The sequence below is a fragment of the Streptomyces sp. NPDC101776 genome, from assembly GCF_044766845.1.
Lineage (GTDB): Bacteria > Actinomycetota > Actinomycetes > Streptomycetales > Streptomycetaceae > Streptomyces.
The window spans coordinates 1-12,421 of the sequence record NZ_JBIWMV010000049.1 but is presented as its reverse complement, the minus strand read 5'-3'; the positions used below and the strand labels follow the sequence as shown (position 1 = coordinate 12,421).

At 69.6% G+C, this 12,421-nt stretch carries 10 protein-coding genes; 6 read left to right on the top strand and 4 right to left on the bottom strand.

What is annotated here, in order from left to right:
• Positions 1-198: 198 nt before the first annotated feature.
• The 3 genes from hisC to ACIRRY_RS51465 form a co-directional block, all read right to left on the bottom strand.
• A complete protein-coding gene (gene hisC, locus ACIRRY_RS51475) occupies positions 199-1,266 on the bottom strand; it encodes a histidinol-phosphate transaminase (RefSeq protein ID WP_403987982.1) in 1,068 nt (355 codons plus the stop codon).
• Positions 1,267-1,433: 167 nt separating this feature from the next.
• A complete protein-coding gene (aroA, locus tag ACIRRY_RS51470; RefSeq protein WP_403987979.1) occupies positions 1,434-2,783 on the bottom strand; it encodes a 3-phosphoshikimate 1-carboxyvinyltransferase in 1,350 nt (449 codons plus the stop codon).
• 310 nt (positions 2,784-3,093) lie between these two features.
• On the bottom strand, positions 3,094-3,567 hold the full coding sequence (locus tag ACIRRY_RS51465; RefSeq protein ID WP_403987976.1) for a flavin reductase family protein: 474 nt from the start codon (positions 3,565-3,567) through the stop codon (positions 3,094-3,096).
• 633 nt (positions 3,568-4,200) lie between these two features.
• On the opposite strand from ACIRRY_RS51465, the gene ACIRRY_RS51460 reads away from it, so the two are divergent.
• The 6 genes from ACIRRY_RS51460 to ACIRRY_RS51435 all read left to right on the top strand — a co-directional run bounded on the left by ACIRRY_RS51460 (position 4,201) and on the right by ACIRRY_RS51435 (position 10,659).
• A complete protein-coding gene (locus tag ACIRRY_RS51460; protein WP_403987973.1) occupies positions 4,201-5,442 on the top strand; it encodes an acetyl-CoA carboxylase biotin carboxylase subunit family protein in 1,242 nt (413 codons plus the stop codon).
• A 58-nt stretch (positions 5,443-5,500) separates the two neighbouring features.
• On the top strand, positions 5,501-6,595 hold the full coding sequence (locus ACIRRY_RS51455) for a DUF1611 domain-containing protein (RefSeq protein ID WP_403987970.1): 1,095 nt from the start codon (positions 5,501-5,503) through the stop codon (positions 6,593-6,595).
• Between the two features lie 32 nt (positions 6,596-6,627).
• Positions 6,628-7,944, top strand: coding sequence for an acetyl-CoA carboxylase biotin carboxylase subunit family protein (locus tag ACIRRY_RS51450; protein ID WP_403987967.1), 1,317 nt, complete (start codon positions 6,628-6,630; stop codon positions 7,942-7,944).
• Positions 7,945-7,990: 46 nt separating this feature from the next.
• Positions 7,991-8,740, top strand: coding sequence for an iron-containing redox enzyme family protein (locus ACIRRY_RS51445; protein WP_403987964.1), 750 nt, complete (start codon positions 7,991-7,993; stop codon positions 8,738-8,740).
• 163 nt (positions 8,741-8,903) lie between these two features.
• The gene (locus ACIRRY_RS51440; RefSeq protein WP_403987961.1) at positions 8,904-9,785 is read left to right on the top strand and encodes a phytanoyl-CoA dioxygenase family protein; all 882 of its coding nucleotides are present in this window, start codon (positions 8,904-8,906) and stop codon (positions 9,783-9,785) included.
• 7 nt (positions 9,786-9,792) lie between these two features.
• Positions 9,793-10,659 (top strand): PhzF family phenazine biosynthesis protein, encoded by an 867-nt coding sequence (locus ACIRRY_RS51435; RefSeq protein ID WP_403987958.1) that lies wholly within the window; start codon positions 9,793-9,795, stop codon positions 10,657-10,659.
• Between the two features lie 451 nt (positions 10,660-11,110).
• Here the strand turns inward: ACIRRY_RS51435 and ACIRRY_RS51430 are convergent, their stop codons facing one another.
• Positions 11,111-12,211 (bottom strand): LLM class flavin-dependent oxidoreductase, encoded by a 1,101-nt coding sequence (locus ACIRRY_RS51430; RefSeq protein ID WP_403987955.1) that lies wholly within the window; start codon positions 12,209-12,211, stop codon positions 11,111-11,113.
• Between the last annotated feature and the right edge of the window lie 210 nt (positions 12,212-12,421).

Sequence of the window (12,421 nt, the reverse complement as noted above, 5' to 3'; positions counted from 1 at the left end):
TCTCCGGGCATTGCGGACAGGTCACGTCCATGCCGTGCCGGCGGACGTTCGTGAGGGCGATTCGGCAGAGCGGCGCCGGGGGACCAATCCGTTCTGTGCCCGGTCCGCCACCGGAGCGGGCAAAGCCGCGTGCACGCTCCACGGGCGGTAGCTCGTGGCGGCGGCGACCACATCACCCTCGGCGTTGCGGCAGGGACCTCACGCACGCCAGTCGCCCGCGATCTTCAGCAGATGGTCGTTCTCCTCGGGGGTGCCGATGGTGATCCGCGCCCCCTCGTCGCCGAAGGGGCGCACCATGACTCCCGCGGCCTCGCACGCGTCGGCGAACTCCGGTGTGCGCGGGCCAAGGCGCAGCCAGACGAAGTTGGCCTGGCTGTCGGGAACGCTCCAGCCGGCGGCGCGCAGGGCACGGGTGACCCGGGCTCGCTCGGCCACCAGGGTCTGTACCCGCTCCAGCAGTTCGGATCCGGCGTTCAGCGAGGCCCGTGCGGCGGCCTGGGCGAGTCCGTTGACGCCGAACGGTACGGCGCAGGCCCGCAGCGCGGCCGCGACCGGCGGATGCGCGACCGCGTAGCCGACGCGCAGTCGCGCCAGTCCGTACGCCTTGGAGAAGGTGCGCAGAACGGTGACGTTGGGGCGGTCGCGGTAGTACGCGATGCCGTCGGGTATATCGGTGTCGTCGACGAACTCGCGGTAGGCCTCGTCGAGCACCACGAGTACGTGGGCGGGCACCCGGTCGAGGAAGCGCTCGAGTTCGGCGCGGTGCACGGCCGTGCCGGTCGGGTTGTTGGGGTTGCACACGAAGATCAGGCGCGTGCGGTCTGTCACCGCGTCGGCCATGGCTTCCAGGTCGTGGCGCTCGTCATGCAGGGGAATCTGCACGGGAGTTGCCCCGGTGGCCCAGACGAGCAGCGGGTATGCCTCGAACGAGCGCCAGGCGAACAGTACTTCGTCCCCTTCGCCGGCCGCGGCGCGCAACAGGTCCTTGGCGACCCCGAGAGATCCGGTGCCGGGCACGAGGTGTTCCGGGGGCACCGCGAGGGTTGCGGACAGCTCCGTCACCAGTTCACTGCTCGTCGGGTCGGGGTAGCGGTTGACGCGCCCCAGTTCCCCGCGCATGGCGGCGAGGACCGCGGGCAGCGGAGGATAGGGGTTCTCGTTCGATGACAGCTTGTCCACCAGGTCGCTGGGGGCGGCTCGGCCGGGGACGTAGCGGGGCAGTGCGGAGACATCGGCGCGTAGCCGGGGGGCTGGTGCAGGGGGCATCGGGGGGACTTCCTGGGCGGGGGAAGCGGACGGTCGTGCGGGGGGTGTGGTTCGTCGGGGGTTTGGGGAGGCGTGCGCCGCGACGGGGCGCGCGGGCGGGATCCAGCCCGCGCGCCGGGACCTCTGCCTTGGCCGGCTGGGCGGCCGCCGGGTTGGCGCGGGCCGGGTCAGCCGACGGCCGCGGCGGGGGCGTTCTCCTCCTCGACGGCCGTGGTCCGTACTCCTGCCTCGGTGAATTCCTCCAGGAATGTGGGGAAGGACAGCCGGACGTCTTCGAAGCCCGAGAACCGGTTGGCGGACTGCATCCGCAGGCCTGCCACGAACAGTGACATGAAGATGCGGTGGTCGCCCCAGCTGGACAGCGTCACTGCGCCGGGGTAGGTCCGCGCGCCGCGGACCTCGAAGCCGTCGCAGATCCCGTTGTCGTAGAGGGCCTCGATGTCCACGCCCGCGCGGGTCAGTTCGGCGGTCATGGCCTCGATGCGTGAGGCCTTGTGGAAGCGGGTGAGGCGTCCGCCGGTCACCCTCAGGCTGCCTTGCACGTACGCCCCGAGGGCGGCGAGGGTGGGCACGATGTTGGGGCAGTCCCGCGCGTCCACCTCGAAGGTGCCGCACAGGCTGCCCTGCGGGTTGTCGACGGTCAGCGACGAGGTGTCGCGGTCGAAGGTGACGCTCACCCCGAGCTTCTCCAGGATCGGGACGATCGCGAACTCGCCCTGCATGCTGTCGCCGTACACGTTGCTCAGGACGGTGCGGCCCGGGAAGAGCGCGGCGGCGGCCAGCAGGTACGAGGCCGAGGTGTAGTCCTCGTGGATGGTGATGTCCTGGGCCTGGTAGGAGGAGGGTTCCACCTGGTAGTGACGCAGGTCCTCCGACGCGGAGACCTTGATGCCCGCGTCGGTCAGGCTCGCCAGCGTCTGCCGGATGTACGACTGGGAGTAGACCTCGCCCGTCACCTCGATTTCCACCGGGCCGTCGGCCAGCGGCGCGGCGAACAGGACGGCGGTGATGAACTGCGAGCTGATGTCGCCCGGCAGCCGGCACGTGCCGCCCTTCAGGCCGCGTCCCCAGTTGACGACCGGGGCCTTGTTCTCGCCGACGATCGACTCGATGTCCGCGCCGAGGTCGCGCAGCGCCTGCAGCAGGGGCTCCATCACCCGGTTGCGCAGGGTCGCGTCGCCCGTCACCACGACCGGCGAGGGCTGCACGGAAGCCAGCGCCGTCACGATGCGGAACACCAGACCCGAGCCGCGGGACTGGATGACGCGCCCGATGCGCGGGAACGACCCTCCGATGCCCTGGATCTCCAGGAATCCGTCGTGCTCGGTTATCTTGGCGCCGAAGGCGCGGCAGGCGTTCTTCATGGTCTCCGTCTCGTCGCAGCGGAGATCGTTGAAAACCCGTGACGTGCCCTCGGCCAGTGTGCCGGTCAGAATTGCCCGTTGCGTCTCCGGTTTCGAAGAAGGAACGCGGAACGTTCCGGAAAAGGAATCGATCGGATCGACCTTCAGCAGCATCCTCGTATCTCCCGTTTCCCATCATTCGCCGTCTTGTACTGTGCAAGCGATGTCGCTTTGACGTCCGGGCCAGCGATATCCGCGGAGTGGGACCATGCCGTCCCACCGCCCGGCGCTTCAATGCCGGTCAGCGAGGCGGCAGTTTCGAATGGCTTCCTGGCACGCACGGCAGCCCTCCTGCGGCGGTGGGGGCACGACAAGAATTCTGTGTCCCCGTGCGGCGCGCGGACAATAGGCCCATCTGCCCATGGAATTTCCGGCGCACGGTGGGCGGGACCCTCTTTGCCGCCCGAGGGTGCCCGGCCCCCGTTCAGGCCAGGAGCCGGAAAGACCTCTCGTAATAGACCATGGGGGTTGCTGTGCCCTCGCCCAGGCGCGCGCCCGATACCCGGCCGATCAGGATCGTGTGGTCCCCGCCCGGGTGGCGGGCGTGCGTCTCGCAGTCCAGCTCGACGAGCGCGCCCGCTACGGCCGGCAGCCCGCCGGGGGTGAGGGACAGTCCCTGCGATGCGAACTTGTCGGCGCCTTTGGTCGCGAACTGCTCTGCCAGCGGCCTGTGTTCGGGTCCCAGCACGCTCACCGCGAAGTGCTCGCAGGAGGCGAACGCCGCGTAGGAGTCGGCCGAGTTCGCCAGACACACCAGGATCAGCGGGGGGTGCATCGACACCGAACAGAACGAACTCGCCGTGAAGCCGCGCGGCACCCCGTCGTCGCCCAGGGCCGTCACCACCACGACCCCGGCCGCGAACCGGGCCATCGCCGCCCGGAAGTCCTCGGAGCTCACCCGCCGTATCGTCTGCGTCGCCTCCGTCACGGCAGCACCACCACCTGTCCCGCGAAAATTGAGTCCGGTTCCGAAGCCCGGCTGCAGGGCTGTGCCCTCGCTGCGCGTGGCACCGGCGATACCCACGGAGCGGGAACAATGTCGTCCCACCGCTCGGCGCTTCAATGCCGGGCGGCAGGGCGCCATTTCAGAAATGGCCTCCTGCGCGCACGCCAGCCCTCGTGCAGCGGTGGGGGCACGACAAGAATTCTGTGTCCCGTGCCGCGGACGGACAATAGGCCCATCTGCCCATGGAATTCCCGGCACTTGGCAGTGCGGACTCTCTTTGCCGCCGTGACCGGCCAGTCGGACGCGCGGATCACCTCACCGGCGGACCGCCGGGGTGGAGCACGGCCGGGAAAGCCGGCCGCCCCGGACTCGCCGTCGGGCGCCGGGGCGCTGGGACTTAGGTCCTATTCTGACCGGGCCGGTCCCGTGCGAGGCTGAGGCAGCGCGATCGACGCGTTGGGGGCCGTTCCCGGTAATCAGGTCCGGGTTCATTCTTCGGTTCCGAAAAGCCCGCCGTCGCCGCCGTCAACCGGCCGCCCCGGCCGGGCACGTCCATGCATTCCGTGAACCGTGAGGACGACAGCCATGTCCGGCGCCATCCTGTTCCTGACCCGCTGGCCCCTGTACGCCGACGAGCGGCGGTGGGAGAACCGCCTCGCCGCTCCCGAGATCCTCTTCCGTCCGGAGACCGACCGCGTCACGTACATCTGCGACGAGGGCGGCCGCAGCGGAGTGCCCGCCGGCACCGAACGGGTCCACGTCGTCCCCGACTTCGGCGACCTGGACAGTGTCCTGGGGATCGTGGACGCCGTCGTCCGCGACGAAGGCCCGTTCGACCACGTCATCGGCCTGTCCGAGTTTCTCCTCGATCTCGCGGCAACGCTGCGCGAGCGGTACGGCATCCCGGGTTCGACGCCCGAGGAGACCTCCCGGTTCCGCGACAAGACCGTCATGAAGGAGACGCTGTCGCGGGCCGGCATCCGGGTGCCGCGCTGGGCGTCCTGCCGCAGCGGGGACCAGGTCCTCGCGGCTGCCGAGGAGTTCGGCTATCCCGTGATCGTCAAACCGGTGCGCGGAGCGGGCAGCCAGGGTGTGCGCAAGGTCGCCTCGGCGAAGGAGCTGCGGGCCCTGTGCGCCGAACGGAGCCTGCACGACCTCGAGATCGAGGAGTTCGTGCGGGGCGAGATCCTGCACGTCGACGGCGTCCTGGACGCCGCGGGCAAACCGCTGTTCCTGTGCACGTCGCGCTACGTCTCCAGCTGCCTGGACTTCGAGCTCCTGGGTGAACCGCTCGGCTCCGTCTTCCAGACGGAGCCTGCGGTGCGCGACCGCTGTGAGGACTTCGCCGTGCGCTGTCTGACCGCGCTCGGCCTGCGCAGCTCCGCCTTCCACCTCGAACTCTTCGACACCGGCGAGGAGTTGGTGTTCCTGGAGGTCGGCGCCCGAGTGCCGGGTGCCGACGTGCCGTACGTCATCCACGACGTCCACCACGTGAACCTGTTCCGGCTGTGGGTCGATGTGCTGCTCGGCCGCCCGGTGGACCTGCCGGTCCCCGTCCCGGAGCTGAGCGGCGGCTGGCTGATCGTCCCCGGTCCCAGGCCGCTGCCCCAGAAGGTCACCGCCGCCACCCCGCTCCTGGGTGACGTTCCCTACGTGTACCGGGAGCTGGTGCCCAGGACGGGCGAGGTTCTGGTCTCCCGGCCCGGCGCCTACGCCACGGTCCAGGGCGGCCGCTTCCTTTTCCGGGGCGGCACCCAGGAGCAGATCGAGGAGGCCGTGCGCCAGGCGCGTGCGCAGTACCGCCTGACGACGGAGCCCGTCTCCTAGAGCGCCCGGACCATCTCGTGCCATCCGCAATCGAACCGTCGAGTCCGTGGAGGAAGACATGGCTCAGTTGAACCATGCGGAGCTGATCGACAAGAAATTCGTACTGTTCGCCGAGGGGTGCTTCGGACTCTTCACGAGCAAGATCGGCGCTTCGCTGCTCCGCTACCGCGGGGACCGCTGCGTCGCCGTGATCGACAGCCGCAAGGCCGGCCAGACCGTCCAGGAGGTGCTCGGCTACGGCGGTCCGATCCCGATCGTCGCCCGCGTCGAGCACGCCATGCACCTGGACCCCGAGGTCATGGTCATCGGCAAGGGCCTTCACTCCGCCGACCTGCCCTCCGGCTGGAAGCCGCACCTCCTCGCGGCCCTCCACAGCGGCCTCCACATCATCAACTCGATCCACTACCGCCTCACGGACGACCCGGACATCGCCCGCGCCATCCGTGAGAAGGGCGTCACCGTCTGGGAGACCAAGGACGCCCCGAAGGCGCCGCTCAACAAGGCCCGCGTCCTGGACCTGGACACCTGGATCATCCACACGTGCGGCAGCGACTGCAATATCGGCAAGAAGACCACCGGCCTGGAGATCTGGAACGAGGCCAACCGCCGCGGCATCTCCACCGGCTTCGCTGCCACCGGCCAGAGCGGAATACTGATCTCCGGCCATGGTGTCGCGGTCGACGGCGTGCCCGGCGACTTCATGGGCGGCGCCGTCGAACAGGTCGTCATGGAGGCCGCCGTCGGCAACGAATGGGTCGTCGTCGAGGGCCAGGCCGGCCTCAACCACATCCAGGGCAGCGGCGTCGCCCTGACCATCCTGCACAGTGCCCTGCCGCACGCCCTGGTCTTCTGCCACCGCCTCGGCGCCGAGCGCACCAAGGTCTGGGAGACGCCCATCCCCCCGATCCCCGAGCTCATCCGCATGAACGAGGAGCTCAGCGGCATCCAGCGGCCCGCCAAGGTCACCGCCATCAGCGTCAACAGCGTCGGCTTCACGGACGAGGACTACCGCCGCGAGGCCGAGAAGCTGGAGGCCGATACCGGACTGCCCGTCCTCGACCCGATCCGTGAGGGCAGCGCCGCCCGGCTCGTGGACATCCTGCGCGCCCACCAGCTCGAGACCGCGGACCGGCAGCCGGTCCGCCAGCGCTGAGCGCGGACCCGGAACTTTGAGGAGATGCACAGATGAAGAGAGCGATCCTGCTCCTCATGCACCAAGGCAAGTCGTACACCGAGGAGGTCGCGACGGCCGCCGCCGGCCTCGGCCTGGCCCTGGTCGCCCTGAGCTCCCAGCCGGAGAGGCCGGAGGTCCTGGACGCGAGCCGCCGCCACCTGGCGGACTGCGTGGTCACCGAGGAACCCGAACTGCACCCCGGCGACGTCGACAAGGCCGTTCGCGAACTCGCCGACCGGGGCTACCGGGTCGAGGCCGCCCTCGCCAGCTTCGAGGGCTACCGGCTCCTGATGGCCGAGCTCAACGAGCGGCTCGGCGCGCGCGACTCCGCCGCACCCGCACTGCGCCTCTGCCTCGACAAGTACGAACTGCGCCGCCACCTCTTCGCCGAGGGGCTGAGCGAGGTCCGGGTCCACCGGCTCACCCCCGGCACGCCCCCCGAACTCGACCCCGGCGCGCGCTGGTTCGTCAAGCCGGTGCGCGGTGCCGCGTCCTTCGCGGCCTTCATCCTGGAGAGCATCGACGACCTGGCCGACCTGCCCGCGATCCAGGAGCAGATGCGCACCGACCGGCACATGCGGGCGATCTTCATGGACCGGTACGACTTCCTCGTCGAGGAGTACGTCGAGGGCCCGGAGTTCAGCTTCGAGACGTTCGTCCTCGACGGCCGGGTCCACCACCTGTGCGTCCACGAGAAGGCCCGCGTGGAACGCCTGGAGCGGACCACTCTGGAGGGGATGTCGGTCAGCCCGCCCGCCGGCCTCGACCCTGAACTCGTCCTGGAGGGAGCCGACTTCGTCACCCGCTGCCTCGCCGCGCTGGCCGGGCACGGGCTGACCGCCGGCGCCTTCCACATCGAGGTCAAGTACTGGGAGTCGAAGAAGCGCTGGGAGATCATCGAGATCAACCCCCGGATGGGCGGCAGTCTCATCGACGCCAGCGTCCGGACCGTCACCGGGCTCTCCTTCTTCGACCTGTGGCCCGAAGCCCTGCTGCTGCCCGACGGCGAACGGGACGCCTTCCACGACCGGCTCACCCGCGCCTCCCAGCTGGAGGCCCTGCGCACCGGCGCGCCCACCAGGGCGACCGTGTTCCTCAGCAAGTACGGAGAGAAGGGGCGGACCGTCGACGCGATCCGCTTCGACCCGCCCGCCCGGCCGCCCCGGATCCTGCGCCTCCATGTGGCGGAGGGAACCGAACTCCAGGTGTCCGACCGGGCGATCTGCCTGATGGACGCCCTGTGGGACGTGGCGGCCGACGACCTCGACACCGAGATCGCCTTCCTCGAACGACACGCGACAGAGCATTTCCACGTCCGCTACCGCTGACCCCGACGCCCCCGCGAACCCTCTTGTGAATGTGAAGGAGAACGCGATGAACCGCGTGCAGAACACCGGGATCACCCATCCGAAGCCGTTCTACAACGAAGAGCAGGGCCGTCTGAAGAAGGCCGAGCTCGACCGCTACATGGACAAGAAGATGGCGGAGTGGAAGGACACCGTCCCCTTCGCCTCCCACCTGACCGAGCCCGAGCTGCACCAGGCGTACTACCGCCGCACCCTCATCGAGCACGTGTGGCGCATCCGCCTCTCCCGGGTCAGCCAGTCCAAGGCCATCTACAAGATCGCCCAGGTCTCGCCCAGGGCCGCCCGCGACTACGCGCAGTACCAGGCCGACGAGATGCTCCACGACAGGCTGTACATCGGTGACGCCGCGGCCGCCGGCGTCACCGAGGCAGAGATCCTCGCCACTGAGCCGTACCTCTCCACCCGCCTTTTCGAGGGCTTCTTCTACTTCGCCCTGGAGCACGAGTCGGCCCTCGCCCCGGTGGTCTCCAACTACCTGGTGGAGTACACCCAGATGAAGCTCCAGCCGGCCATCGTGGAGAACCTCCGGGAGCGGCTCGGCAAGGAGAACGTCAAGGGGCAGTCCGCCCACCTCCACGTCGACATGACCGAGGACCACTCCCAGGAGATGTGGGACATCCTCCACCAGCTGATCTTCAGCGAGGAGGACTTCCAGAAGGTGTTCACGTACATCGACGACGTCCAGGAGATCCTCGCGATGTTCTTCCGGGAGATCTACGAGGACACCGTCGCCAAGCACGCAGAGGCCACCGTCTGACTCCTGCGTCCCGGGCCCCCGCGCCGCCGACAGGACCGGCGCGGGGCCCAGCCGCGATGCCGGCCGGCGGCGCCTGTGAGCCGTCGCGGGTCCGGCGGGCAGTCATCGCCCGGCGGGCTCGTACGGACCGCACCCCGCCGCCCAGCCAGAGAGGAACCCGCGCATGTACATGCCCAACACGGCCGCGCTCGTCAAGGAGTACCGCGAGAACGGCTTCGCGGTCGCCGAGCGTCTCTTCGATCCGAGCGAAGTCGCCGAGCTCAACACCGCCATCACCCAGATCCTGGACGTCCCCGACATCGGCTCCGTCGCCGAAGTGGAGCCGGGCGACAACGGCCTGGCCCGCCGGATCTGGTCACCCACCAAACAGCACTCCGCGTTCGAGCGGGCCGCCACCAACCCCAGGCTGCTCGACCATGTCGAGGCACTCATCGGCCCCGACATCCTGTTCCACTACAGCAAGCTCCACCTCAAGGCCCCGCGCGTGGGCAGTGTCGTGGACTGGCACCAGGACTTCTCCTACTACCCGCACACCAACACCGACCTGGTGACGGCCCTCGTCTACCTCGACGACACCACCACCGAGAACTCCGCCCTCCAGGTCGTCCCCGGCTCTCATCGGCACGGCCTCGCCGACCACTACCTCGACGGCCACTTCCGCGGCAAGGTAGCGGGTGCCGGTGCCCCCGACCCGGCGCTCGCCGTGCCCGTCGAGGCGCCCGCCGGCAGCGTCATCTTCATCCACTGCCTGCTCCTGCACTACTCCTCCCCGAACCACTCCGACCGCTACCGCCGCGCCTTCCTGCCGGCCTACCGGGCGGCCGACGCCTACCCGATCCACTTCGGCGCGCACGCCGGCCACAACGAGCCCGGGGTGAAACTGCTGCGCGGCAGCGTCTCGGACACAGCGCGTGTGGAGGCCGGGGCGTGGCGACTCCCGCTCGCGGAGCGCCCCTTCGGCTCGCTCTTCCAGCTCCAGGAGGGTCCCGGCAAGACCGCGACCGCGGCGACCACCGGGTACGCCACGCTGGAGGAGGCGAAGTGACAACCCCATGAGCACGCCGAACGTGACAGTCGTCCGCGCCTGCCTGCGAGGGGGCGCGGGCGGCAGCCCCACGGCCGTCGTCCTGGAGGACGACGGCGACGGCCCGCCGCCGGGTGACGACGAGCGGCGCCGGATCCCCCTCGCATGGGGCACCTCGCACGCCGTGTACGTACGTCACGCCGGCGACGCGACCAAGCTGCGCTTCTTCACCGCAGAAGGGGAACTGCCCGCCTGCGGTCACGGCACAGTCGCCGCCCTTGCCCTCCTCGCGGCACAGTACGGCGGTGCCGGGCCCTACCGGGCCACTCTCCGTGCCGGGGGACGCGTCTTCGCCGGGCGGGCCGAGCAGGCCGGCGCGCTGTTCACCGCCGCCTTCGACCCCGGACCCGTCGACCTGCGCGAACCTGCTGGGGAAGAACGCGCCCTCGTGCTTGCGGCCCTCGGTCTCGCGCCGGCCCAGGCCGGGCCGGACATCCGGATCGCCGGCGTGGGCCGCGAACGCATTCTGGTGCCGGTCCCCACCCGGGCCGCACTCGCCGCGCTGCGCCCGGACCTCGACCGCCTCAGGACGGCCTGCGACCGGTTCGGCCTGCTCGGCGCATATGTCCACTCGTACCCTTCGCCCGCCGGTACGCTCGCGGCCCGGATGTTCGCCCCTTCGATCGGCGTTCCGGAGGACCTCGCCAACGCCAACAGCGCGGCCTGTCTCGTCGCGCACCTGGCAGGCCGGGGCATCCACCGGATCGCCGTCGACATGGGCGACGCCCTCGGCAGCCCCGCCACCATCACCGCCACGACGGGGCCGGATCTGCGGGTCGAACTCGGCGGCACCGCACGGGTCCTGCCGGAGCAGCCGGCCCGTCGGCTCGCGTGACGTTGCCCTGCCGGGCAGCCGGTTGTCGGCTGACTCCTTATACGGCTTCGACGCCTTCGACCGGACCGCGTCAGCGATCACGCGGAGTTCTATCTGATGGCATGTCGGTTCTCGTGGCCGATGGGTGACAACCGGCCGCCGAGGCGTCGAGTACGACGCTTCGGCGGCCGCGTGTCCGGCGCCCGGCACACGCACGCGTTCCCCGCAGGTTCTGGACGGCCGTGTCCTGGGTGCCGACGGTGAGAAGGCGGAAGGTGCCCCCGGCGGCTGCAGAGGGCCCGGGGCGACGGGCCTTGTGCCCTGCCGGATCAGCGGCCGCCGGCGCTCCCGAGACCCGCTGGCCGCGTTCACACGGTTCGATGCGGACGCGCGGGGATCTGAGGCACCGCCCGCGCGCCACCTCACACCCCCGCGCCGCCGACGCAGCTGCCCCTGGGAGGCCGAACAGCCCTCACACCTTCTGCCCGGCGCGTTCGAGCCGGCGCAGCAGCGGCAGCACACGGGTGTAGAAGATCCGCATCTCGTCCCGGGTCGGCCAGCCGGAGAAGATGAACTCGCTGATCCCGGCCGCCTTGTACTCGTAGAGATACGCGGCAACTTCCTCATAGCTGCCCACCACGCAGAGGGCCGGCCCACCGCGGTATGCCACGGCACCGGAGAACAGCATGGGAGAAAGCCAGTCGGATTCCGCGGTCTCGGCCAGCTGGAAGGAAGTCTTCACCGCCACGGAATCAGAGGAGGCCACGGCCTCCGCGATCCGTTTCCGGTGTTCTTCGTCGGGATCGCCCATCATCTCCGCGAGATCCGCCAGCGCTTCCGCGCGGGTTTCCCTCGCCAGCACGTGCATGCGCGTTCCCACCCGGCCGCCCTGCGTCAGGACGGACTTCGCCGCCGCGGCCATTCCCTCGGGAGTATCGCCGTAGCGCAGCCAGCAGTCACCGTGGTCCACAGCGGTCTGCTGTGCCACTTCGGATGCCCCGCTGATGTATATCTCGGGACGGCCTCCGCCCTTGTACCCCAGGCCGATCTCCGCGTCCTTGAGGCGATAGTGTTCGCCCTCGTAGGACAGCGGAGTCTCACCGCGCCAGAGTCCGTGGAGAATGTCCAGGAACTCGTTGGAGCGTGCGTAGCGCTCGTCGTGGGCGAGGAAGTCACCGTAATACGCCTGCTCGACCGGGGAGGCACCGGCGACCAGGTTGAGGGATATCCGCCCGTCCGACATCCACGAGACCGTGTTGACCACCTGCGCGAAGAGCGTCGGTGAGAGGAGTCCGGGGCGGTAGGCGAGGAGGAACTTGACGCGTTGGGTCTCGCGGACCAGGGCGCCGAGCATCGGAAGCGGATCCGGCATGTGGGCGCCGATCCCCATGAGGAGCGAATCCACACCCAGGTGATCCGCTTCCTGTGCGAATTCGACGATGCCGTCGAAGTCAAGCTGGCCGACCTTGTATTTTCCCGACGCCTTCTGCTGTCCACTGAGCGGCGAGTTCCAGTGCACTCTCAGCTCATTCGAATCCGACTGCGGTTGGCTTGACAAGCGGCTGGCGTCCAAGATTTCACCTTCCGATCGCTCAAAATCCGGCGCCCGGGCCGCAGTGTGCGTGAATCAGTCGGCCAGTCAACGGAATCAGTCCTGGCGAATACCCGGGTGGTTCCCGAACGTGTTGTTCGCGCTGCCTCAGCCTCGCATGGGACCGGCCCGGTCAAAATAGGACCTAGGTCCCAGCCCAGGGTGTGGAGGCGTGCGACGCCGAGCGTGGGT

Excerpts from the sequence above, each read along its gene's own strand:
- ACIRRY_RS51440 (WP_403987961.1), top strand. The coding sequence starts at position 8,904 with ATGTACATGCCCAACACGGCCGCGCTCGTCAAGGAGTACCGCGAGAAC.
- hisC (WP_403987982.1), bottom strand. The coding sequence starts at position 1,266 with ATGCCCCCTGCACCAGCCCCCCGGCTACGCGCCGATGTCTCCGCACTG.
- ACIRRY_RS51455 (WP_403987970.1), top strand. The coding sequence starts at position 5,501 with ATGGCTCAGTTGAACCATGCGGAGCTGATCGACAAGAAATTCGTACTG.
- aroA (WP_403987979.1), bottom strand. The coding sequence starts at position 2,783 with ATGCTGCTGAAGGTCGATCCGATCGATTCCTTTTCCGGAACGTTCCGC.
- ACIRRY_RS51450 (WP_403987967.1), top strand. The coding sequence starts at position 6,628 with ATGAAGAGAGCGATCCTGCTCCTCATGCACCAAGGCAAGTCGTACACC.
- ACIRRY_RS51435 (WP_403987958.1), top strand. The coding sequence starts at position 9,793 with ATGAGCACGCCGAACGTGACAGTCGTCCGCGCCTGCCTGCGAGGGGGC.
- ACIRRY_RS51460 (WP_403987973.1), top strand. The coding sequence starts at position 4,201 with ATGTCCGGCGCCATCCTGTTCCTGACCCGCTGGCCCCTGTACGCCGAC.
- ACIRRY_RS51445 (WP_403987964.1), top strand. The coding sequence starts at position 7,991 with ATGAACCGCGTGCAGAACACCGGGATCACCCATCCGAAGCCGTTCTAC.